The sequence below is a fragment of the Verrucosispora sp. WMMA2044 genome, assembly GCF_027497155.1.
Taxonomy (GTDB): Bacteria; Actinomycetota; Actinomycetes; order Mycobacteriales; family Micromonosporaceae; genus Micromonospora; species Micromonospora palythoicola.
On record NZ_CP114913.1, the window covers coordinates 2,912,084 to 2,935,877 of the forward strand.

Below are 23,794 nucleotides of genomic sequence, written 5' to 3' on the forward strand. Positions count from 1 at the left end.
CACCCCATCCCGCGCGAACGTCGGCGCCGGAATGCGGCAGAGCGTCTTAATCACCCTCGCCCCCGATTAGCTGTTTTCAGCCCGCGATTATCGCTCAAGCAGCACCTCCTACTGCTTCTTTCACGCGGTGCAAGTACTTGAAGTCTGCCACTTTTCTTGAGTCATTACCGGCGCGCCGGATTCGACCCGTCGCCATATTCACCACGAGCGAGGAGAGGACTCCCATAGGAACAGCGAGTGCCGGCTCGGCGATCGCCCCAATGCCGGCAGCCCCGATGGCGACCGTCACCGCAAGCGGCCGAGCAACAAGGTTCAACTTCCGACCTTGGGCAGCAGCACGCACATCGGTCAACGCTTCGCTGAGTTCTTTTTCGACCAGACTGAAGGCGTCCTGCGGATGGCGGCCAGCCTGCTTCAGCCTGTGAAGCATCTCATCGATTGCGAACATCAGTCGCTGACGCTCGTCATCATATTCTTCGCGAAAACGGACGAGATCGTTGATTCGAATGTCACTGCTCGGAACCGGCAGCAGCGACCCTACATCGACGTGCCAACAGGCAGTCACGTCATAGTCCGACAGCGGCTCCGTACCGAGGCGGTGAGCAACCTCATGGTCCGTGTACGGGCGCAACCCTTCCGGCCCGATACAACCGGAACGATCATTGTGCTCGGCTGCGATTCGTCCGGCGACAAGGCTCACCACGACGTTGAGCAAGGCGGGCGCGGCCACAAGCCGGGAGGGGCTGTCCGGGTGAGGATACACCAACTGCCGTTGCAGCAGTTCATCGACGACGCTGCCATGCAGCTTTTCGACGTGGAGCGTACTGAATTCGCCGCTCGGCGGTGCCGTTGGCGGCAGCAGGTCGTCGGTCGGAATCCTTCTCAGCACACGTTCGAGTTCCCCTTCGATCTCGTGGAGCGCATAGGGGTCGAATGCACGATTGGCTTCGAGTGGTCGATAGAGGCCCGCATCCTGAACCTCTCGCATCCACGCGCTCAGCCTGGCTTCCCATCCCGGAGCCACGACCGTCGCAAGATTATCCCAGTAAAGGATCGCCCGCTGCAAAACCGACCGGGGCGCATTCGCGAAAGGATAGTAGAGCATCCCGGCCATATCGACCTCCAGAACACCGGCTAATCCCAAGCTAACCGACGCAAGCCAACTAGCTTTCGCTAGAAGGTCAAGTCGACTGTCGCGATGGTGACAGCAACGATTGATGTCCAGCATCACCGGTTCGGGTCCACTGGATCACAATGCGACGATGGCTGCTGTCTCTGCTGGCAACTCGATGCGGTCGCGTTGCACGGTGACACCGCTCCCGGTTGCCAGCAGAACCCGCCTCGCCACCCCCGGCAGGGTCACCCGCTGGGGCTTGCCGGCCAGGTTCGCCGCGACCAGGCAGCCACCCCGGCGCATCACCAGGAACTGGTCGCCGTGGCGTACCTCCATCGCGAACAGGTGTGGATCCGACAGTTCCGGGCGGGACTTGCGCAGCGCGATCAGGCGGCGGTGGAAGTCGTACATCTCGCGGTGTTCGGGTTTGTCCAGCTCAGCCCAGTCGAGCCGGGACCGGAGGAAGGTCTGCGGGTCCTGCGGGTCCGGCACGTCGCCGGGCGGCCAGCCGTGGGCGGCGAACTCCGCGCGGCGGCCGGAGACGACCGCGGTGGCCAGTTCCGGCTCCGGATGCGAGGTGAAGTACTGCCAGGGTGTCGAGGCGGCCCACTCCTCCCCCATGAACAGCATCGGGGTGAACGGCGCGGTCATCAGCAGGGTCGCACCCACCCGTAGCAACGCCGGGGAGAGCGAGGCCGAGAGGCGATCACCGACGGCCCGGTTGCCGATCTGGTCGTGGTTCTGCAGGTACGCGACGAAACGGTGGCCGGGCGTGCGCTGGTCGACCGGGCGGCCGTGTTGGCGGCTGCGGAAGGTGGACCAGGTGCCGGTGTGGAAGAAGCCGCCGGTGAGCACCTCCACCAGGCATTCCATGGTGCCGAAGTCGCCGTAGTAGCCCTGCCGTTCGCCGGTGAGCAGGGTGTGCAGGGCGTGGTGGGCGTCGTCGTTCCACTGGGCGTGCAGGCCGTGGCCGCCGGCTTCGCGGGGGGTGATGAGCCGGGGATCGTTGAGGTCGGACTCGGCGATCAGGGACAGCGGGCGGCCCAGGTGGGTCGAGAGGCTCTCGACCTCGACGGCGATCTCTTCGAGCAGGTGCACGGCGCGGGTGTCGGGCATGGCGTGCACGGCGTCCAGGCGCAGCCCGTCGACGTGGTAGTCGCGCAGCCACATCAGCACGCTGTCGATGATGAAGCGGCGCACCCCGTCGGAGTGCGGGCCGTCCAGGTTCACCGCGTTGCCCCAGGGGGTGTTGCGCTCGGCGAGGTACGGCGCGAACTTCGGCGCGTAGGCCCCGGAGGGCCCGAAATGGTTGTAGACGACATCGAGGATCACCCCCAGACCGCGAGCGTGGGCAGCGTCGACGAACCGTTTCAGGCCGTCCGGTCCGCCGTAGGGTTCGTGCGGCGCGTACCAGCAGACGCCGTCGTAGCCCCAGTTGTGTTCCCCGTTGAACGCGTTCACCGGCAGCAGCTCGACCAGGTCGACACCCAGGTCGACCAGGTGGTCGAGTTTGCCGATCGCCGCGTCGAAGGTGCCCTCCGGGGTGAAGGTGCCGACGTGCAGCTCGTACAGGATGCTGCCGGGCAGCTGCCGGCCGGTCCAGGAACCGTCGGTCCAGCCGAACGCGCCGTGGTCGTAGGTCCGGCTGGGCCCGTGCACGCCGGACGGCTGCCAGGCCGACCGGGGGTCGGGCAGCGGCTGGTCGTCGTCGTCGAGCAGGAACGCGTAGTCGGTGCCGGCGTCGGGCACCTCGACGCGCCACCAGCCGCCCCGGCCGGCCCGCATCTCGTGGTCGGCGACACCGGGCAGGTGCAGCCGTACCCGGGTCGCCTCGGGTGCCCAGACGGTGAACTCGGTCATGACGCAGCCTCCCGGGTCAGGTGGTGGGCACCAGCAGCGCGACGGGATAGGTGGTCAACAGGTCCACGAGACGGACCTGAGAGCCACTGTAGACCCGACCGGTGAACAGGCACGACATCTCTTTAACGGGTAGTGACAGGGTGGTGTCCCGCCAGCCGCCGGCCGCCGCCAGCCGCAGCGGCAGCCGGGTGGCCACGGCGACCGCGCCGCCCCGGTCGAAGGCCACGGCGTGCCGGGCCGCCGGCCCGTGCACGATGAGCGGCTGGTAGTCGCCGAACAGCTCCGGGTGGTCGCGACGCGCCCGCAGGGTCCGCGACACCACGAGCAGCTTCGCCGCGCCGGTCTCGTCCACCGCCGGCTGCCAGCCGGCGTCGAGCCGGGCCAGCAGTTCCCGGCGTACGGCGAAGTCGACCGGGCGTCGGTTGTCCGGGTCGACCAGGGAGTTGTCCCACAGCTCGGTGCCCTGGTAGGTGTCGGGTACCCCGGGCATGGCCAGTTGCACGAGCTTCTGCCCCAGCGAGTTCGACCAGCCGGGCGGGGTGATCTCGGCGGCGAAGGCGGCCAGCCTCTCGGTGACGGCCGGGTCGTCGTACATGGCGTCGACCAGGGCGTGCATGGCCCGCTCGAAGGCCGGGTCGGGGTCCGTCCAACTGGTCGAGGCCGCCGCCTCCCGGGCGGCCTTCTCCGCGTACGCGTGCAGGCGCTCGCGTTCGATGGGCCAGGCACCGACGGCGGTCTGCCACAGCAGGTGGGCCAGGGCGGCGTCGGGCAGCGGCACCGCTGCCATCCAGCCGGTGACCGCGTCGGCCCAGCGCTGGGGCAGCTCGGCGAGGACGGCGAGGCGGGCGCGGACGTCCTCGCCGCGTTTGGTGTCGTGGGTGGACAGGGTGGTCATGCTCGCCGGCCAGCGCTCGTGGCGGGCGGCGGCGAAGCGGTGGAACCGGCCGGGCAGGGTGCCGAAGTGGGTGGGGCTGCCGCCGACCTCGTTCAGCGCGATGAACCGGCTCCACCGGTAGTACGCGGTGTCCTCGACGCCCTTGGCCATCACCGCGCCGGTGAACTGCGGGAAGCGGCGGGCCAGTTCGTCGTCGGGGTCGCGGAGCCGGCGGGTGATCGCGTCCAGCGCGCCGGTCAGGTCGGGGCGGCGGCGGCCGGCCTCGGCGCGGGCGTTGGCCAGGTGCCGGGCCCCGTCGGGCGGGTAGCCCCGGTAGACGGCGAAGGCGGCGGCGAGTTCGGCGAGGGCGGCGCGGGCGACGTCGGGGTCGACGTCGGGGGCGAGCGCGGCCAGCCGGGTCAGTTCGGCGGCCAGCAGTCGGGTGGCGGCACCGAGTTTCGTGTCGTGGGTCAGGTCGGCCCAGGAGGTGGCCCGGCCGGCGAGGCGGGTGTCCAGGGCGGTGAAGTCGGCCTCGGCGTCGCCGTCGACGAAGAGCCCGCCGACGGCGCCCAGCGCGTCGTAGCCGGTGGTGCCGTCGACCGGCCAGCCGGGCAGCTCCTCGCCGTACTCCAGGATCTTCTCCACGATCAGCCAGGCGTCGGGGGCGGCTTCCCGCAGCCGGGCCAGGTAGCCGGCGGGGTCGCGCAGCCCGTCGGGGTGGTCGACCCGGATGCCGTCGACCTCGCCGGCCGCCGTCCAGGCCAGGATCAGCTCGTGGGTGGCGGCAAACACGTCCGGGTCCTCCACCCGCAGCCCGGCCAGGCTGGAGACGGCGAAGAACCGGCGGTAGGTCAGTTCGGCGTCGCCGCGTCGCCAGGACACCAGCTCGTAGTGCTGCCGGTCGTGCACCTCGCGGGCGGTGCCGTCGCCGGTGCCGTCGGCGACCGGGAAGCGGTGCTCGTGGTAGCGCAGCTCCCCGTCGGCGAGCTTGAGGTCGTCGAGCGCGTCGGGGGTGTCGGCGAGCACCGGCAGCAGCAGCCGCCCCCGCTGCCAGTCGACGTCGAACCAGCCGGCGTACGCCGACTCGCGGCCCCGGCGCAGCAGGTCCCACCAGGCCGGGTTGGCTGCCGGCACGGCCACTCCGGCGTGGTTGGGCACGATGTCCACGACCAGACCGAGACCGGCGTCGCGCAGCGCCCGCAGCAGCCGCTGCCGGCCGGCCTCGCCGCCGAGTTCCGGGTTGACCTGCCGGTGGTCGACGACGTCGTAGCCGTGCGCGCTGCCCGGGGCGGCGGCCAGTAGCGGCGCGCTGTAGAGGTGGGTGACGCCGAGGTCGGCGAGGTAGCCGGCGAGGTCGGCGGTGGCGTCCAGGTCGAAGCCGGGGCGCACCTGCACCCGGTAGGTGGCGGTGACGGGCTTCGCGGGCATGTCAGGCCACCCTCTCCAGCACCAGCAGGGAGCGGTCCGGTACGCAGAGCGTGCCGCCGGCCTCCACGGTGGTCCTCTTGTCCTGGTCCGGTTCGGCGGTGCTGATCACCAGTTCCCAACGCTGGCCGAACTCGACCGGCGGGAGGGTGAAGTCCAGCGGCGCGTCGTGGGCGTTGAAGCAGAGCCAGAACGAGGCGTCGTGGTGGCGTTGGCCGTACTGGCCGCGTTCCCGGATGCCCTCGCCGTTGACGAAGAGCGCCACCGAGCGACCGAAGTCGTTGCCCCAGTCCTCGCCGGTCATCTCCCGCCCGTCGGGGGTGTACCAGGCCAGGTCGGGCAGCGGCTCGTCGACCTCGCGGCCGTGCACCCGCAGGCCGGTGAAGAAGCGGCGACGCTGGAACACCTGGTGCTGGCGGCGGAACTCGACGAGCCGGCGGGTGAAGTCGAGCAACTCGGTGTCGGCGTCGTCCCAGTCGATCCAGGCCAGTTCGCTGTCCTGGCAGTAGGCGTTGTTGTTGCCCCGCTGGGTGCGGCCCAGTTCGTCGCCGTGACCGATCATCGGTACGCCCTGCGACAGCAGCAGGGTGGCGATGAAGTTGCGGCGCTGCCGGGCGCGCAGGCCGAGCACCCCGGGGTCGTCGGTGTCGCCCTCGACGCCGCAGTTCCAGGAGCGGTTGTGGCTCTCGCCGTCGCGGTTGTCCTCGCCGTTGGCCTCGTTGTGCTTGTCGTTGTACGACACCAGGTCGTTGAGGGTGAACCCGTCGTGGCAGGTGACGAAGTTGATGCTGTGGAAGGGGCGGCGGCCATCGTCCTGGTAGAGGTCGGCGGAGCCGGAGATGCGGGAGGCGAACTCGGCGAGGGTGGCCGGTTCACCACGCCAGAAGTCGCGGACGGTGTCCCGGTACTTGCCGTTCCACTCGGTCCACTGGGGCGGGAAGTTGCCGACCTGGTAGCCGCCGGGGCCGACGTCCCACGGCTCGGCGATCAGCTTCACCCGGCTGACCACCGGGTCCTGCTGCACCACCTCGAAGAAGGTGGAGAGTCGGTCCACCTCGTAGAACTCGCGGGCCAGGGTGGCGGCCAGGTCGAAGCGGAAGCCGTCGACGTGCATCTCGGTCACCCAGTACCGCAACGAATCCATGATCAGTTGCAGGGAGTGGGGGCTGCGGACGTTGAGGCTGTTGCCGGTGCCGGTGTAGTCGACGTAGTAACGTCGGTCTTCCTCGGACAGCCGGTAGTAGCTGGGGTTGTCGACCCCCTTGAAGCTCAACGTGGGGCCCAGGTGGTTGCCCTCGGCGGTGTGGTTGTAGACCACGTCGAGGATCACCTCGATACCGGCGGCGTGCAACGCCTTGACCATGCCCCGGAACTCCTGCACCTGCTGGCCCAGGTGCCCCAGGGCCGAGTACGCGTGGTGCGGGGCGAAGAAGCCGATGGTGTTGTAGCCCCAGTAGTTGCGCAGCCCGAGGTCGGTCAGGCGGTGGTCGTTGACGAACTGGTGCACCGGCATCAGTTCGATGGCGGTGATCCCGAGCCGGGTCAGGTGTTCGATCATCGGGGGCGAGGCGATGCCGGCGTACGTGCCGCGCAGCTCCTCGGGGATGCCGGGCAGCCGCATGGTCAGCCCGCGGACGTGGGCCTCGTAGATGACCGAGTGGTGGTACGGGATACGCGGTGGCGCGTCGTTGCCCCAGTCGAAGTAGGGGTTCACCACCACCGACTTCGGCATGTACGGCGCCGAGTCGTCGGTGTTGATCCGCTCGGGGTCGCCGTGGACGTAGTCGTAGACCGCCGGATCCCACCGCACGTCACCGTCGATGGCCTTGGCGTACGGATCGATGAGCAGCTTGGCCGGGTTGCAACGCAGCCCGTTGGCCGGGTCGTACGGGCCGTGCACCCGGTAGCCGTAGCGCTGGCCCGGCCCTACCCCCGGGATGTACGCGTGCCAGACGTACGCGTCGACCTCCCGCAGCTCGACCCGGCGCTCGTGGCCCACGTCCCACTCGTCGAAGAGGCAGAGTTCGATCTTCTCCGCCACCTCGGAGAAGATCGCGAAGTTGGTGCCCATCCCGTCGTAGGTCGCCCCGAGGGGGTATCGCTCGCCCGGCCAGACCTGCATCTCGCTCCTTCGGCCCACATGTCATGAGCGCGCCCGCACCATGAGCGCACCCGCCGGAGCCACCGGTGATGCGCGCGGCCGTAATGCCCCGCACGGTCCACCGCCAATCCATCCGATCGGGTGAATGCCCGGTGTCCGCGCGACCGAGTGCAGATGAACCCTGCGGTGTCGTCGGTCACTGAGGCCCTCTTCGAGATGCGGGATCGGCCGTCATGACGTTTCCTTGTTCGCGGGCGCGTCGTCCGCGCGCCTACCAGATCCTCGCACCGCCGGCGCGCTCACGCGTGTCCGAAACCCAACCCTGCCCGCTCGCCGCCACCGACGTCGGCGCGTTCCTTCCTGCACGGACGGAGACTGATGTGACCACCCTGCGGGTCGGCGGACGGACCGCCACCGCTCCGGACCGCGTCCACCGCCCCACGCTCACCTCGCGTCCCCAGGTCCCGGCGTCGTCCGGTCCCACCGTCGGGTCGCAGCCCCGCCGCATCCTGATGCTGTCGTGGGAGTACCCGCCGGTGCTCGTCGGCGGGCTGGGTCGACACGTGCACGCCCTGTCGGTGGCCCTGGCCGCCGCCGGTCACCAGGTCACCGTCGTCACCCGCCACACCGACGGCGCCCCGCTGGAGGAGTACGTCGACGGGGTGCGCGTCGTGCGCGCCGCCGAGGACCCGGTGACGTTCCCACTGGCCACCAGCTCGCTGCTGGCCTGGACGATGGCGTTCAACCACACCCTGACCCGGGCCGCGCTGCGCGCCGCCGCCACCGGCGGCTACGACGTGATCCACGCCCACGACTGGCTCGTCGCGCACACCGCGATGACCCTGCGCGACCACCTCGACCTGCCGCTGGTCACCACCATCCACGCCACCGAGGCGGGCCGGCACCAGGGTTGGCTGCCCGAGGAGATGAACCGCACCATCCACGGGGTGGAGCACTGGCTGGGCGGCGAGTCGAACCGGGTCATCGTCTGCTCCGGCTACATGCGCGACGAGGTGACCGGCCTGTTCGGCGTGCCGAACGGGCGGGTCGACGTGGTGCCCAACGGGGTCGAGCCGCACCGCTGGCGGGTCTCCGCCGCCGCCGTGGCGGCGGCGCGGGCCCGGTTCGCCGGGGACGGTCCGCTGGTCACGTTCGCCGGCCGCCTGGTGTACGAGAAGGGCGTGCAGCACCTCATCGCCGGGCTGCCCCGGCTGCGGGAGCGGCACCCGGGGCTGCGCGCGGTGATCGTCGGCGACGGACCGTACCGGAGTGAGCTGGAGGCCGACGTGCATCGGCTCGGCCTCGCCGGCACGGTCAGCCTGCCCGGCTTCCTCGGCGGCACCGACCTGCCCGCGGTGATGGCCGCCTCGGACTGCTTCGCCGTGCCCAGCATCTACGAGCCGTTCGGCATGGTCGCGCTGGAGGGTGCCGCCGCCGGCGCGCCGCTGGCGGTCGCCGAGACCGGCGGGCTGGCCGAGATCGTCGAGCCGGGCGTCACCGGGGTCACCTTCCGGCCGCACGACCCGGACGCGCTCACCGACGCGGTGCACACCCTGCTGTCCGACGCCGAACGCGCCCGGACGCTGGCCCGCCGGGCCCGGGCCATGGTGCACGACCGGTACGGCTGGGCGGCCATCGCCAGCCGTACCGCCTCGACGTACGCCTCGGCGATCGTCCAGGCACCGGCGTTCACCGCCGACCGCGCGGCACGGCAGATGGCGCACGGGCGGGCCCTGCCGGCGATCCCGGACGGCAACCTGCTCGCCGCCGCCGGCCTGCGCTGACCCCTTCTACCACTCGCGCTTGCGTGCGCCCCGACCCGGACCTCGACCGGGTCGGGGCGCTGACCCACCGGCGATCGGGTGGCGGCTATCGGGGCCCGAGGCCGGTCCTGCCGTCGAGCAGCTCGCGCGCCGCGTCGAGATGACCCGCGTGACGTGCGGTTTCCTCGATCATGTGCAGGACGACGCGCCGCAGGTCGGTGATCTCCTCTCCGAGCGGACCGGGGTGCCGCTCGCGTACCGGCGCGGACAGCGGCGTGCCGGCGAGGACGGCGTCGGACCGCTCGCACTGGGCCCGGTAGAACTCCAGCACCACCGAGCGCGGTCGGGGCGTGGTCAGCGGCACGTGGTCGTCGTCGGGCCAGGTCAGCGGCTCGGCCGAGCCGAACATGATTTCCTGGAACCAGTGCCGCTCGGCGTAGCCGAGATGCTCCACCAGACCCAGCGGCGTCCACCCGGAGGGCAGCACGGCGGTGGTCAGGGCCGTCGCGTCGAGCCCGTCGATGATCGCGAGGACGCTCACCCGCTGCGCCTTCAGGAACATCGACAGCGCGTTCTTCTCCTCGTCACCCATGCCGTGCATCCCTCTCTTGTCATCCGGTAGCAATCCCGACCGACAGCACTCGCTCACGACCGCCGTCGGCAAACCCCTAGTCGAGCAGCCAGTGGTGCAGTTGCATGCCGTACGGGGTCAGCGAGAGGACGGCTGTCGCGCACCACAGGGCGGTGCCGATGGCGAGCCAGCGGAACGTGGGCCGATCGCCGATCAGCCTGGTGCGGACGAGGGACACCAGCCCGAGGAGCAGAGCCATCGCGGCGAGCGGATGAACGAACATCGCCACCACGCGGCTGAGTTCGAAGGCCCAGAGCAGTGGATTCCACGCCGAGTCGGGGCCGACCGGCGGGAGGGAGTCCTTCGGATCACCCAACCGCTCCACCCCCGGGCTCAGCAGCGCCGGCAGGTCGTCGACGCGCAGGGCGGCCGTGAGCAGCACACCGAAACTGCCGATCAGCACGGTGGCCAGCATCAACAGTTGGGCCGCCAGTACCACGCGCTCACCGAGCGAGACCGGTCGGACCCGCAGCTGCTGACTCATGGGCGGCACCGTACCGCCCATCCGGTTGGTGCGGCAGCCCCGGAGAAGACGGGGCCGCCGGCCGGCAGGGCGACTGGCAGCATGGTGGACATGACGGGGATGGACGGTGGCGAAGTCGACCAGGCGGTGGCCGAGATGGTGCGGGCGCTCACGCCGCACGTGTCGCGGGACTGGCGGGAGCACCGGGCGGGCACCCTGGAGTGGAGTTGCTGGACGACAGCGGCCCACGTCGCGCACGACCTGCTGGCGTACGCGGGTCAGGTCGCGGCCCGGCCGGACGAGGCCTACCTGCCGTTCGACCTGGTCGTCCGGGACGACGCCGCGCCGCGCGATGTTCTCGCCGTGGTCACCGCCTGCGGGCGGCTGTTGGGCGACGCGGTCGGCGCTGCGGATCCGGCCGCCCGTGGCTGGCACTGGGGGGCGACCGACCCGGGTGGCTTCGCCGCACTCGGGGTCAACGAGACGCTCGTGCACACCTGGGACATCGCCCAGGGGCTCGGCATCGACTGGCGGCCACCGGCGGAGCTGTGCGCGGCGGTGCTCGCCCGGCTCTTTCCGCAGGCCCCGGCCGGGGATCCGGTCGATGTGCTGCTGTGGTGCACCGGCCGGGCCGAGCTGGCCGGCCATCCCCGGGTGACGTCCTGGGTGCTGAAGGCCGCCGTCGGCTGACCCGCCCGGCGGGCACACCGCCGGGCGGCACGTGGGACCGCACCCGCCGGGTGCCACCAGACCTGTTCGGGTAGTTCAGTCTGCCGTTACGATCTTGTGTCCACACTGGTCGGCACGGCTGCGCATCCGACACACTCGCAGGCATCCAGCAGCGGTGCGGTCCGAGGAGGGCGCGGGTGCGGGTGCTCCTGGTGGAAGACGACCTGCGCGTCTCGGCGGGGCTCGCGTCGGCGCTGCGGCGGCGGGGGCACGACGTGGTCCAGGCGGTGACGGCCGCCGAGGCGGTCGAGGCCGATCCGGTCGACCTGGTGCTGCTCGACATGAGCCTGCCCGACCGGGACGGTCTGGAGGTGTGTCGGTGGATCCGCCAGCACGACGAGGGGGTCGCGATCATCGCGGTGACCGCCCGGGCGGAGGAGCACGACCGGGTGGCCGGGCTGCGGGCCGGCGCCGACGACTACGTGGTCAAGCCGTTCTCGATGGTCGAGTTGCAGGCGCGCATCGAGGCGGTGATGCGGCGCACCGCCCGTACCGTCCGGCCGGCGACCACGTTGCGGGTCGGCGTGCTGCGCATCGACGTGGACGCCCGGCGGGTACGGGTCGGTGATCGCGAGGTCGGCCTGTCCCGTAAGGAGTTCGACCTGCTGGTGGCCCTGGCCCGGCAGGCGGGCACGGTGGTGCCCCGGGACCGGTTGCAGCTCGACGTCTGGCAGACCACCTGGGCCACCCGGCACAACCTGGACGTCCACGTCGCCGCGCTGCGCGGCAAGCTGGACGATCCGGGTCTGGTGGAGACGGTTCGTGGCGTCGGCTACCGGCTGCGCGCCACCTGACTGGCCGACCGGTCGCCGGCAACCTCAGAGCATCCTCAAGAATCCCAGCTCGCGACCCCGTGGCCGGGTGGGGGCGGGTGTGCTGTGCGTACCCAGCCATCCCTCCTGTTTGGAGATCCCCTTGAGATACAGACGGACAACGGCCGGTGTCTTCTCCGCGCTCCTCGCCGTCACCCTCGCGGCGACCGCGCAACCCGCCCGGGCTACGACGGCCGCCGAGCCGAACCAGGTGCAGGGCCTGACCGTGGTGCCGGGCGACGGGTACGCGACCCTGGCCTGGACCCCGGTCGACGAGGCCACCGACTACCAGATCGAGCGCACCCCGGTCGCCGAGGACGGTACCGCCACCGGAGCGCCGGTGATCGTCGGCGTCTGGCGGCCCAACCGGCAGATCAACAACTCGGAGCCGACCTTCGCCGACGCCGGCTTCGCCCCCGGCAACCGGTTGCAGTGGCGGGTCCGCGCCCGCCTCGACGGCACCGCGCAGCCGTACTCGGCCCCGGTCAGCGACATCACCCGGGGGCACTGGGGTGACCCGGACGTGCCCGGCCAGGGCCTGCGTACCCAGTGGGAGACCACGCTGGGCGCGCAGTACACGGACGACGTCGACGAGTACGCCTACACCTCGGCGATCGACGAGCTGAGCGACCGGGTGCGGGTGGTCGAGATCGGCCGCACCGTGCAGGACCGGCCGATCAACATGTTCGTCATCGGTCACCCCACCCCACCGGCCACCCCGGAGGCGGTGGCCGCGACGAACCCCCTGGTGGTCAACTGCAACGTGCACGGCAACGAGCCCGGTGACCGCGAAGCATGCCTGATCATGGCGCGGCAGTTGGCGTTCACCGACGACCCGACCACGCTCGGCCTGCTGTCGAGGACCACCATGCTGATCGTCCCGACGATCAACGGCGACGGTCGGGCGGCCAACAGCCGGGGCAACTCCACCGGGCAGGACCTCAACCGGGACTACTCGCTGATCCGCCAGCCGGAGACCCAGGCGTTCGTCGAGATGGTCCGCGACTACCGGCCGATCGCCAGCTACGACGGTCACGAGTACGGCAACTCCAACACCGGTGACCTGCCGATGCTGCCGCCCCGGCACCAGAACGTCGCGCAGGGGATCTTCGACCAGTCGCAGCACATGATCGAGGGACACATGTACACCCAGGGCGCCCAGGATGGCTGGTGGGCCTGCCCGTACGGGTGCACCGGGGCCAACGTCGGTCTGGGCGAGGAGACCATCCTGCGCAACACCCTCGGGCTGAAGAACGTGGTCAACTCCCTGCTGGAGCTGCGCAGTTCGGGCGGGCCGACGCGGCCGGACGAGGGCAACACCGCCAACAACCGCCGGCGCAAGACGTACTCGGCACTGTGGACGTTCCACCAGTTCCTCGCGTATCACGGGGCGAACGTCGGTGCCATCACCGCCGCCCGCGCCGAGGCGATCAGGTTCCAGTCGGCGAACACTGGCCGGATCGTCTTCCGGGGCTCACGCCCGATCGAGGCGTACCCGGCGCCGCACCCGGGTGACACACCGCCGCCGCTGGACGCACCGAGTGCGGACCAGATCCTGGCGCAGCCGCCGTGCGCGTACAAGCTCACCGAGGAGCAGTACCACGGTGCGCGTACCGATGGTCCGGCGGGCCGGCGGACCACGGTGGCCGAGCGGCTCGCCGCGCACGGTTGGCGGGTGGTCAAGGTGGCTGGCGGGTACCTCGTACCGCTGTCCCAGCCGGAGCGGGGGCTGGTGCCGTTGCTGCTCGACGAGCAGGCCGCCGAGGGCCTGGTGGCCGGAGAGCGGATCGCGCCCACGCTCACCGGCACCCACAACGGCCCGCTGACGGTCACCGGCGTGGCCTGCCTCGCCGACGCCACCGTCCGGGGTCCGGTCCGGGTCCGGCCCGGCGCCACCCTGATCGTCAACGGTGGCTCGATCAACGGTCCGGTGGACGCCGGCGGCGCGGCCGGTTTCGTGCTGACCGCCAGCACCGTCAACGGCCCGGTGAACGTCACCGGCACGACCGGTCCGGTCCTGCTGGTCGGCAATCGGATCAGCGGCCCGGTCAACGTGGTCAACAGCGCGGGCGTCGCCCCGCTGCTGGCCGGCAACACTGTCAACGGTCCCCTGGGCTGCACCGGCAACACCGCCGCCCCGGTGAACATCGAGGTCGCCAACGCGGTCAGCGGCCCACGGTTCAACCAGTGCGCGCGGCTGTGATCCGTCGAGCCTGACCCCTGTCGTACCGGCGGGCCGGACCCGCGCCCGGCCCGCCGGTACGTCCCGACGCAGGAGTGGAGACACCATGACCGACACCGACTCCGCGACCGCGAGGCCGGCATTGCGCCGGACCCTGCCGATCGCCGGTGCCGCCCTCGCCGCCGTGCTGCTCGTCGTGGTCGGTGGCACCGCCGACGGCGGCACCGGCGCGGCCGAAGCCGGGCCGACCGGAACCACCGTGACCGGGCCGCTGTGCGATCTGCTGCCCGCCGGCGCCGAACCGGGCAACCCCGCCTCGCTCGCCGACCAGCCCGCCGGCGAGGCGCTGCGGTGGATTCCCGTGCTCACCACCTTCGAGGCGGCGGTACGCGCCACCGGCCTCGCCGAGGAGTTGACGCGGGAGGTGACCATCCTGGCTCCCACCGACGACGCGTTCGCCGGCAAGTTCTCCCGGACCAATCTCGACGAGCTGCTGCTGCGCGACACCGACGAGCTGCGCGGGTTGCTGCGCGATCATCTGGTCGCCGGGGCGCTGCCGGTGGCCGGGCTGGTCGCCGCCGGCACGGTGACCACGGTCGCCGGCACCCGCCTCACCGTCACCGGTGTCGGGCCGGGCGCCCGCCTCGGCGACCAGGCCGAAACGGTGTGCGCCGACTACCGGGCCGGTGCCGCCCGCATCCACGTCATCAACGAGGTGCTCGGCGACCTGCCCACCACCGCCGGTCAGGACGACGACGGTCATCCGGCGCACTGAACACCGCACGACGACGGCCGCCGTACCCGTGATCCGGGTGCGGCGGCCGTCGTTGTGCGACTGGGTCGGGTTGCTCGCGGTCAGCGCTGCTCGACGGGGAGGTAGTTCCGCTCGGCGGAACCGGTGTAGACCTGCCGCGGACGGCCGATCTTGGTCTCCGGGTCGTTGATCATCTCGCGCCACTGGGCGATCCAGCCCGGCAGCCGACCCAGGGCGAACAGCACGGTGAACATCTTCGTCGGGAAGCCCATGGCCTTGTAGATCAGGCCGGTGTAGAAGTCGACGTTCGGGTAGAGCTTGCGCGAGACGAAGAAGTCGTCCGCGAGGGCGATCTCCTCCAGCTGCATCGCGATGTCCAGCAGCGGATCCGGCTTGGCCATCCGGCCGAGCACGTCCTGCGCCGCCTGCTTCACGATCGCGGCCCGCGGGTCGTAGTTCTTGTAGACCCGGTGGCCGAAGCCCATCAGCTTGACGCCGTCCTGGCGGTCCTTCACCTTGCGGACGAACGACTGCACGTCGCCGCCGTCGGCCTGGATGCGCTCCAGCATCTCCAGCACCGCCTGGTTGGCGCCGCCGTGCAGCGGGCCGAACAGCGCGTTGACGCCGGCCGAGACCGAGGCGAACAGGTTGGCGTTGCTGGAGCCCACCAGCCGCACCGTCGAGGTGGAGCAGTTCTGCTCGTGGTCGGCGTGCAGCACGAAGAGCATGTCCAGCACCCGGGCGATCACCGGGTCCACCTCGTACGGCTCCGCCGGCACACCGAACGTCATCCGCAGGAAGTTCTCCACGTAACCCAGGGAGTTCTCCGGATACAGCAGCGGCTGCCCGATCGCCTTCTTGTACGCGTACGAGGCGATGGTGGGCACCTTCGCCATCAGCCGGACCGTGGACATCTCCACGTGCTCGGCGTCGAACGGGTCGAGGCTGTCCTGGTAGAAGGTGGAGATGGCGCTGACGGCCGAGGAGAGCACCGCCATCGGGTGGGCCTCCCGGGGGAAGCCGTCGAAGAAGCGCCGCATCTCCTCGTGCAGCAGGGAGTGCCGACGGATCCGCTCGGTGAACTCGGTCAGTTCCTGGGTGGTCGGCAACTCGCCGTAGATCAGCAGGTAGGAGACCTCCAGGAAGGAGCTCTTCTCGGCCAGCTGTTCGATCGGATAGCCCCGGTAACGCAGGATGCCCGCGTCACCGTCGATGTAGGTGATCGCGGACGAACAGGCGGCGGTGTTGACGAACCCCGGGTCGTACGTCGTCAGCCCGGTTTCCTTCAGCAGCTTGCCCACACCGATCCCGCCGGGGCCCTCGACCGCGGAATGTACCGGCATCGACAGCTGCCCGCCGGGGTGATCGAGCTTGACTTCCGTCATGTGGTTCCTCGCTTCGCCGGCAGATCTACGTTGAATTGCCTTCGCTTCTACCGTAATTGCGGTTGCGGCAACACCGCCCCTCGTGGTTCGGCGGTGAGGCATGCGTCACCCGATTCCCGACCGAAGCGCTGGGAAACCCGGACGACGGGGACGGAAAGCCACGAAAGGCACACGTAATGTGCAACCAGGCGACGTGATCGGGACCGAAACGGCACGTACCGGCCGCGCCGTCCGGCCGGTCAGGAGATCGACAGCTGACGCAACCGACCGTCGGGGCCGACCAGGTAGAGATCGAGCCGGTTGGCGCCGGCCCGGAAGAGACGGTCGTCGGCGAGCAGGGCCGCGAAGCGTCGGCCGCCCGGATCCGGGGCGACCACCGGCACCACCGTCGCGACCGTACCGTTGACGGCCACCGCCAGTTCGGTGCCGTCGGTGACCTCGTCGCCGACGGTCCCCCAGATCATGCCGGGCAGCACACCCTCGTCGGGATCGACGGCGCGGAAGGCGCCCAGCCCGCCGACCCGGGCGCTGCCGGCGGCCGGAGCCGCACCCACGGCGGTGCCGACCAGCCGGTGCGGGGGTGCCGGTGGCGGCGCGACCGGCACCCCGCCGCTGATCGGCATCGGTTGCGACGGCCGGTCGTAGAAGACCTTGCCCGCGTCGGTGCGGGGCGCCTGCAGGGCGGACCGACCGTCGACCCGCCAGGGCAGCCTGATGGCGGCCTCCTCGGCGACCGTCGGCAGCAGGTCGACGTGTTGCCAGTTGCGGTCGTCGACCCGCCCACCGCGCTGGCCGGGTGTCTTGACGAACAGCGGCACCCAGGCCACCTCGTCGGCGGCGGCCCGGATCGCGTCCTCGCCGCGCCCCTGCACCCCCTTGGTGAAGCTGACCCCGTGGTCGGCGGTGACCACCACCAGCGCCTCGTCCCACAGGCCGCTGGCGCGCAGCGTACGCATCGTCTCGCCGATCAGCCGGTCGGTGTAGCCGAGCTGGGCGAGATGCCGGGCGCGGGCCAGGTCCACCCAGCCGTCACCCTCGTTGGGGAAGTCCTCCGGGGCCTCGTACCGCGCGCCGGACGGCAGGAACGCCCACGGCGAGTGGGGCATCAACAGGTGCAGGAAGTGCAGCGTCGGTCGCGCCGACGGGGTCAGTCCGTTGAGAAAGCTGGTGAACCGGGCCGGCTGGTTGACGTTGAGGCTGTCCCAGCGGAACTTCGGGTCGGTCGGCACCGGCTCGGCGGCGTCGATACCGGCCTCCTCCGCGGTGCGCTCGCGGTAGGAGTCCTCCGGGTCGATCCGACTGTCGTGCGGCGCGGTCAGCTGACGCAGCAGCCCTGCCGTCTCCCGCACCAGCACACCGACCCCCTGCTCCGGCGTGACCGGCTGCTCGCAGCGGCTCGGTGGGCAGAGCCGGGTGATGCTCTCCTCCGCGCGGATGTCGTAGAGCCCGCCGAAGGCGGTGAAGAGGTTGTCCGGGTAGTGCGAGTAGTGCGGGGCGAACGGCTCCGCCGGGTAGCGGCCGGTCAGCATCGCCGGCAGCGCGTACGGTGTCCATCCGCTGACTCCGGTCGCGTTGCGATACCAGGTCGAGGCGGCGGCCAGCTCGGCGAAGTGCGGGAACCGGGCCGCGTCGACGCCACCGGCGGCGTCGAGCAGGGAGACCAGCGGAAGCTCGTCGAGGATCAGCATGACCACCGGCGGGTGCCGGTTGCCGGTCGCCGTGCCCGCCACGCCGCCGTCGCCGAGCGGCAGCACCACCGGCCCGGTCGGCGAGGCGAACAGGAACAGCCCGACGAAGATCGGCGGTCCGACGGCCGCCAGTCGCAGCGCCCGGCCGAGGGCCGTCCAGCGCCGGTGGGCGACGGCCGCGCCGGCACCGACCGTCGCCGCCACCAGCAGCAGCGGTACGCCCCGCAGCGGCGTGGTGTGCCGGCCCACCTGCACCGCCAGCGCGGCGACCAGCAGCCCGAGCAGCAGGCTGTGCGTCACTGCGCGCGCCGCGGCTCCGGCCAGACCGGCGAGCAGACCCACCAGCCCGAGCGCCACCGTCGGCACCACCGCGACCAGGGCCACCAGCAGCAGGATCTCACCCCGGTCGGCGCGGTGGAACAGGAAGAAGTCCGGGCTGCGGCCGAGGATGTCCAGCAGCGGTTGGGTGACCACCAATCCGACCAGTGCGGTGACCTCCAGCAGCCGCCGGCCCTCGGCCCGCCAGCCGGCCCGGCCCCGCCACCCTCGCCGGCGGTTGACCGGCGCTCCGATCGGTCCGGCGTGGACGGGTCCTCGTGGCGCCGGATCGTCACCGCTCGCGGTGTCCGGACGTGCGGCACCGGGGTCGGGTGCGCCGGCACCGGGGTCGGGTAGGCCGGCACCGGGGTCGGGTAGGCCGGCACCGGTGGTGGGGCGGTCGGTCACGGAAGCGCCACCCGGTACAGGGTGCGGGTGCCCGAGGGCAACTCCAGGCGGTCCTCGACGGTGCCGTGTTCGGCGAGCAGCGTCTCGAAGGCGTCCCGCCGGTAGTCGGGGAAGATGCCGTCCGGCTTGTTGGCCAGCAGCCGGGCGGCCATCGGGTCGTCCGGGTGGACGAACTCGACCACCAGCCGGCCGCCGGGTGCGGCGAGGCCGGCGAGGCAGGTCAGCACCTCCGGCAGCGGCACGTTTCGCCCGATCGCCAGGTGGTGCACCAGGGCCAGGGCGAGCACCGTGTCCGCGTTGGCCCGGGCGGCGAACGAGGCCCGCTCGATCCCGCGCCAGCCACCGCCGGGGGACGGGTCGGCCAGATCCATCACCAGCGGCAGCACGTGCCGTTCGCCCTCGCCCCGCAGCATGCGGTACAGCCGGTCGACCACCGCCGGGTCCTGCTCGACGGCGACCACGTAGTCGGCGTGCCGGGCGGCGAGCCGGGCGTACCGTCCGTCGTTGGCGCCCAGGTCGAGCACGAGCCGGCGCCGACCGGCGGCGCTCAGCGCGGCGACGACGAAACGCTCCTTGCCCGCCCGGTCGTCGCCGGTGTAGCCGCAGGTGTGCTGGTAGTCGACCCAGTGGGTGGCCGCCGGCTGATGGTCCAGGCGGCGGACGAGCTTCTCCAACCCCCGCACGGTGGCCACGGCCAGCTCACGGGTGTACCCGGCGTCGCGCAACTGGGCACGTACGTCGGCGGTGCTGGTGGCGGCGCTGCGGCGCTGCACCGAGCCGTGCAGGTGGACGTGGGTGAGCACCCCGGGCAGCAGCCGACGGACGCCCCGGAACAGTGGTCCCATCTGCTCCGGCTCGATGCCGTCGACCTGGGCCCGCAGCCACGGCTGGAAGGCCAGCCCCAGGTGGGCGCCGAGCATCAGCGGGTAGAGCAGCGTCTGACAGAACTGTCGGTAGCCGGCCCAGGGTTCACCGTCGCGCAGCGGGGTGAACGACCCCACGTCGATGAAGACCGGCTCGGTGCCGCGCCACTGGAGGTTGTACGCCGAGCCGTCCTTGGTGGTGAAGCCCGCCGGCAGGGCGGCCCGGAGGATCTCCAGGTGCAGCAGCGCGGCGTCGCGCAGCATCGCGAAGGACCATTCGTACGGGTGCGAGACGAACGGGACGCGCTCGTGCCGCAGCACCGTCACCCAGCCCGGCGACTTCGGAGCGGTCGGCAGCTCCCGCAACGGCGACTCCGCCGGCAGCTCCTCGGTGCCGCAGACCTTGCCGGCGGTGAGCAACGGCGGAAAGAAGCTGCTGGCGACGAGGGCACGCCAGTCGGCGGCGGCGGTCCGGTCGAGCGCGCGCAGCACGTCGTCGCCGGCGTGGAAGATCCGGTTGGCCGGGTCGCGGAAGGATCCCGGCTCCGGTCGAGGGTCGACGTCGAGCGGGGCCGGTCGCGGCGGCCGGCCCAGGTCTGGCATCACCATCGGGTCGGGTCAGCTCTGGTCGGTGGGCTGGCGGCGGAACCGGCTGACGAGCCTGCGCCAGTAGAGCTTGGCCGCCACCGCGATCCCGGCGATCCCGCCGACCACCGCCTGCACGATGAGGCTGCCGGATCCCGCGTCCAGGTAGGCCAGGTGGTTCACCGACCGCTCCTTCCCTCTGCCGTCACAACCGACACCACCGCCCTAAGCTCACATTGAGGATTCAGACGGCCTGGCCGGACCTATGCCACCGTACGCCGCTCATCGCCCCCAGTCGGGCACAACCGCCCACTTCCCCCACCTCATTTCCCACCCCCCCCCGCACCCCACCCCGCTTCATCCTGTTGATCATGAGGTTGGCGGCAAGTTTGATCTTGAAAAGTGCCGCTAACCTCATGATCAACACGGGCTGGGTGGGTGGGTGGGGCGGGGTGGGTGGGTGTTAGGGGTGGTGGTGCATGGCTAGGCGGAGGAGGGTGAAGCGCAGGGCTGTGGCGGCGAGGTTTGCCGCAAGCAGGACCGCCAGTTCCACCGCCCGGTCCGGGGTGGCGGCCGCGTGCAGGATGGCCAGTGACCCGCTGGTGAGCGCGAGGCCGAGCGCGAACGCCAGCAGTCCCTGCACATGGTGCCGGGTGACGTGCCGGCGTCCGGCTATGCCGAAGGTGAGCCGCCGGTTGGCGGCGGTGTTGGCCACTGCGGTGAGCAGCAACGCCAGCAGGTTCGCCGGCTGGGCGCCGAGCGCACCCCGGGTCAGCGTGAACAGCAGCAGGTACGCGCAGGTGCTGACCACCCCCACGGCGGCGAACCGGACCAGTTGCCTGGGCAGCCCGGCAGGCGCCTGCTCCGGCGGTGTCGCCAGCGGAGCCCGACCGAGCTGCGCTCTCAGCTCGGCCAGGGGCAGCGCGCCGGTCAGCAGCGCCCGACCGAGGCGACCGATGCCGCGCAGATCGGCCACGGCGGTGGCCACCACGTCCACCCGGCTGTCCGGGTCGTCGATCCAGTCGACCGGCACCTCGTGGATGCGTAGCCCGGCCCGCTGCGCCAGCACCAGCAGCTCAGTGTCGAAGAACCAACCGGTGTCCTGCACCAGTGGCAGCAGCTCGCGGGCCACGTCCGCCCGGATGGCCTTGAACCCGCACTGGGCGTCGGAGAACCGGACGGCCAGGGTGCCGCGCAGCAGCAGGTTGTACGTCCGGGAGATGATCTCCCGCCGAGCACCGCGCACCACCCGGGCGGTACGCGCCAGCCGGGTACCGATGGCCACGTCGGAGTGACCCGAGATCAGTGGCGCGACCAGCGGCAGCAGCGCCGCCAGATCGGTGGAGAGGTCGACATCCATGTACGCCAGCACCGGCGCGTCCGACGCCGACCAGGCCGCCCGCAGGGCCCGCCCACGGCCCTTGGCGGACAGGTGCCGTACCCGAACCTCGGGCAGCTCGACGGTGAGGGCCTCGGCGACGGCCAAGGTGCCGTCGATGCTGGCGTTGTCGGCGATGGTGATCCGAAACGGGTACGGGAAGTGCTCGGCCAGGTGGGCGTGCAGTCGCCGGACGCCGGGGCCGAGGTCGACCTCTTCGTTGTAGACCGGGACGACGACGTCCAGTACCGGGTTCGCGGCGTCGGGCCGGGCCTGTACGGCGGCGCGGGAACCGATCGAGGTGATCATCGCGGTCACCCCCGCCTTCCGCTGCTCAGGTCGTAGAGGGCGATCCCGTCGACGGTCTGCGTCGGGAAGTTCGCCGCGACCCAGGCGGCGATCTCCGAGGAGGCGGAGCTGCCGCCGTTGGTGCCCCGGAAGCCACCCCCGCCGAGAAACCAGTGGATCCTGCCGTCGGCCACGTACCGCTGGAACTGCTCGAGGGTGGGCGACGGGTCGCTGCCGTTGAAGCCGCCCACCGCCATCACCGGCCGGCCGGTGGCCAGCTGGTAGCCGGAGGCGTTGTTGGAGCCGACGGTGGCCGCGATCCAGGTGTAGTCGTCGCCGTCGCGTTCCAGCAGCTCCCGCAGTTCCGCGCTCGGCTCCCGCGAGTCGAGCAGGCCACCGGGGCCGCCACGGTTCGCTCCGGTCCGCCCGGCCGTCTGCGGCCCACCGGGGACCTGGCCACCGGAGACCACACCGCCGGGGGTCCGGCCACCGCCGGTCGAGCCGGTGGTCGGCGGCCCGTCGGGCTGGCCGGTGCCGTCGGCAGCGCCCGGTGGGCCGAAGCCGGACCGGCCGTCGCCGGGCCGACCGGTGCCGTCGAAGCGGCCGGCGTCAGGGCCATCGGCGAAACGTCCGCCCCCGCCCGGCCCGAAACCGCCGCGCGCCTGCGGACCGGCGGTCGGGATGGCGCCGGTGTGCGGGGTCGCCGCGGTCTGCATCGCGTACGCGGCCGGTCCGGCCAGCGCCACCACCGCGCTGACCAGCAACGCCGGGACGACCGCGCGGCGGACCAGCCGGTGGGCCAGCAGCAGCGTCGACACCGCGACCAGCCCGCCGACCAGGACGGCGGTACGGAGCCACGGGTACCAGTCGGAGGTACGGCCCAGCAGCGTCGCCGACCACACCGCGGTGACGGCGACGGTGCCGGCGAGAACCAGGGTGGAGGCGACCCGGCGTCCCCTCGACGCGACGGTGCGGGCCTGCCAGAGCAGGGTCGTGCCGATGCCGACCAACGCGGCGACCGCCGGTGCCAGCGCCACCGTGTAGTACTCGTGGAAGATGCCGGACATGTAGCTGAAGATCCCGCCGGTGACCAGCAGCCAGCCGCCCCAGAGCAGCAGCCCGGCCCGCGCCCGGTCGGTACGCGCCGCCCGGCCGGCCAGCACCAGCCCGGCCACCAGCAGGATCAGTGCGGCCGGCAGCAGCCAGGAGATCTGCCCACCGACCTGCCCGCCGAACATTCGCAGCGGGCCGGCCTGCCCGGAGAACGGGCCGCCACCGCCCGGCCCGCCGCCACCGCCGACGCTGCCCACCTCGGTGCCGGTGATCCGGCCGAGCCCGTTGTAGCCGAGGGTCAGCTCCAACACGCTGTTGGACTGCGACCCGCCGATGTAGGGGCGGTGCGCGGCGGGCACCAGTTCGACCACCGCCACCCACCAACCGGCGGCCACCACCACAGCCAGCCCGGCGAGCAGCACCTGCCGGAGCCGGCGGCCCGGCGTGGTCGGGGCGGCGATCAGATACACCGCCGCGAGGACCGGCAGCACCAGGAACGCCTGGAGCATCTTGGTCAGGAAGCCGAAGCCGACCAGGACGCCGGCCAGCACCAACCACCGGGTGCTCGCCGTCTCCAGGGCGCGGACCGTGGCGTACGCGGCGGCGACCAGCAGCAGCACCAGCAACGCGTCCGGATTGTTGAACCGGAACATCAGCGTGGCCACCGGCGTCACGGCGAGCACCCCGCCGGCGATCAGGCCGGCGATCGGCCCGTACCAACGGTGCACTGCGGCGTACAGCAGGCCGACCGTGGCCACCCCGCAGAGCGCCTGCGGCGCCAGCAGCGCCCAGGTGTTCAGCCCGAACAGGCGTACCGAGAGCGCCATCAGCCACAGCGAGGCGGGTGTCTTGTCGACGGTGATCGAGTTGCCCGCGTCCGACGAGCCGTAGAAGAAGGCCGTCCAGTCCTGCGAGCCAGCCTGCGCCGCGGCGGCGTAGTAGGAGTTGGCCCAGCCGGAGGCGCCCAGGCCCCACAGGTAGAGCAGCCCGGTGGCCAGGAGCAAGGCGGCCAGGGCCGGCCGTAGCCAGGCGGTCGAGGGCCTCGACGGGTCGGGTGAAGCGGTGGGTGCCCCGGACGGGTGCGACGGGTTGCCTGTGCTGTCCATGCCGGCCAGCCTCG

17 protein-coding genes are annotated in these 23,794 nt (G+C 71.6%); 5 read left to right on the top strand and 12 right to left on the bottom strand.

What is annotated here, in order from left to right; genetic code table 11:
• Positions 1-94: 94 nt before the first annotated feature.
• From O3597_RS13170 to glgX, 4 genes are read right to left on the bottom strand one after another with little or no spacing between them, the layout of a single operon-like run.
• The gene (locus O3597_RS13170) at positions 95-1,228 is read right to left on the bottom strand and encodes a DUF6236 family protein (protein ID WP_281604532.1); all 1,134 of its coding nucleotides are present in this window, start codon (positions 1,226-1,228) and stop codon (positions 95-97) included.
• 21 nt (positions 1,229-1,249) lie between these two features.
• On the bottom strand, positions 1,250-2,974 hold the full coding sequence (gene treZ, locus O3597_RS13175) for a malto-oligosyltrehalose trehalohydrolase (protein ID WP_281604323.1): 1,725 nt from the start codon (positions 2,972-2,974) through the stop codon (positions 1,250-1,252).
• Positions 2,975-2,990: 16 nt separating this feature from the next.
• Positions 2,991-5,276 (bottom strand): malto-oligosyltrehalose synthase, encoded by a 2,286-nt coding sequence (gene treY / locus O3597_RS13180; protein ID WP_281604324.1) that lies wholly within the window; start codon positions 5,274-5,276, stop codon positions 2,991-2,993.
• A 1-nt stretch (position 5,277) separates the two neighbouring features.
• Complete coding sequence (gene glgX, locus O3597_RS13185) at positions 5,278-7,395, bottom strand: glycogen debranching protein GlgX (protein WP_164447278.1); 2,118 nt, start codon at positions 7,393-7,395, stop codon at positions 5,278-5,280.
• Between the two features lie 359 nt (positions 7,396-7,754).
• Here glgX and O3597_RS13190 point away from each other — a divergent pair, with 359 nt between their 5' ends.
• Complete coding sequence (locus O3597_RS13190) at positions 7,755-9,158, top strand: glycosyltransferase family 4 protein (protein ID WP_281604325.1); 1,404 nt, start codon at positions 7,755-7,757, stop codon at positions 9,156-9,158.
• A gap of 85 nt (positions 9,159-9,243) precedes the next feature.
• Here O3597_RS13190 and O3597_RS13195 read toward each other — a convergent pair whose 3' ends face one another.
• Positions 9,244-9,729, bottom strand: coding sequence for a DinB family protein (locus O3597_RS13195; protein ID WP_281604326.1), 486 nt, complete (start codon positions 9,727-9,729; stop codon positions 9,244-9,246).
• 76 nt (positions 9,730-9,805) lie between these two features.
• Entirely contained in the window at positions 9,806-10,252 is a 447-nt protein-coding gene (locus tag O3597_RS13200) for a hypothetical protein (protein ID WP_281604327.1), read from the bottom strand.
• A gap of 99 nt (positions 10,253-10,351) precedes the next feature.
• On the opposite strand from O3597_RS13200, the gene O3597_RS13205 reads away from it, so the two are divergent.
• The 4 genes from O3597_RS13205 to O3597_RS13220 all read left to right on the top strand — a co-directional run bounded on the left by O3597_RS13205 (position 10,352) and on the right by O3597_RS13220 (position 14,729).
• On the top strand, positions 10,352-10,921 hold the full coding sequence (locus O3597_RS13205; RefSeq protein WP_164447409.1) for a hypothetical protein: 570 nt from the start codon (positions 10,352-10,354) through the stop codon (positions 10,919-10,921).
• Between the two features lie 176 nt (positions 10,922-11,097).
• Positions 11,098-11,754, top strand: a complete 657-nt coding sequence (locus O3597_RS13210; protein ID WP_281604328.1) for a response regulator transcription factor — start codon at positions 11,098-11,100, stop codon at positions 11,752-11,754.
• A 121-nt stretch (positions 11,755-11,875) separates the two neighbouring features.
• A complete protein-coding gene (locus O3597_RS13215; protein WP_281604329.1) occupies positions 11,876-13,975 on the top strand; it encodes a M14 family zinc carboxypeptidase in 2,100 nt (699 codons plus the stop codon).
• An 85-nt stretch (positions 13,976-14,060) separates the two neighbouring features.
• Positions 14,061-14,729, top strand: coding sequence for a fasciclin domain-containing protein (locus O3597_RS13220; protein WP_164447284.1), 669 nt, complete (start codon positions 14,061-14,063; stop codon positions 14,727-14,729).
• A gap of 80 nt (positions 14,730-14,809) precedes the next feature.
• On the opposite strand, the gene O3597_RS13225 is transcribed toward O3597_RS13220, so the two are convergent.
• From O3597_RS13225 to O3597_RS13250, 6 genes are all read right to left on the bottom strand, one after another.
• Positions 14,810-16,093, bottom strand: coding sequence for a citrate synthase (locus O3597_RS13225; RefSeq protein WP_164447285.1), 1,284 nt, complete (start codon positions 16,091-16,093; stop codon positions 14,810-14,812).
• Positions 16,094-16,332: 239 nt separating this feature from the next.
• The gene (locus O3597_RS13230; RefSeq protein ID WP_281604533.1) at positions 16,333-18,354 is read right to left on the bottom strand and encodes a sulfatase-like hydrolase/transferase; all 2,022 of its coding nucleotides are present in this window, start codon (positions 18,352-18,354) and stop codon (positions 16,333-16,335) included.
• A gap of 149 nt (positions 18,355-18,503) precedes the next feature.
• Entirely contained in the window at positions 18,504-19,973 is a 1,470-nt protein-coding gene (locus tag O3597_RS13235) for a class I SAM-dependent methyltransferase (protein ID WP_281604534.1), read from the bottom strand.
• Between the two features lie 15 nt (positions 19,974-19,988).
• Positions 19,989-20,138, bottom strand: coding sequence for a hypothetical protein (locus O3597_RS13240; RefSeq protein ID WP_216592457.1), 150 nt, complete (start codon positions 20,136-20,138; stop codon positions 19,989-19,991).
• 280 nt (positions 20,139-20,418) lie between these two features.
• Positions 20,419-21,642, bottom strand: a complete 1,224-nt coding sequence (locus tag O3597_RS13245) for a dolichyl-phosphate beta-glucosyltransferase (RefSeq protein ID WP_281604330.1) — start codon at positions 21,640-21,642, stop codon at positions 20,419-20,421.
• A 5-nt stretch (positions 21,643-21,647) separates the two neighbouring features.
• Entirely contained in the window at positions 21,648-23,780 is a 2,133-nt protein-coding gene (locus tag O3597_RS13250; protein WP_281604331.1) for a glycosyltransferase family 39 protein, read from the bottom strand.
• Positions 23,781-23,794 lie beyond the last annotated feature (14 nt).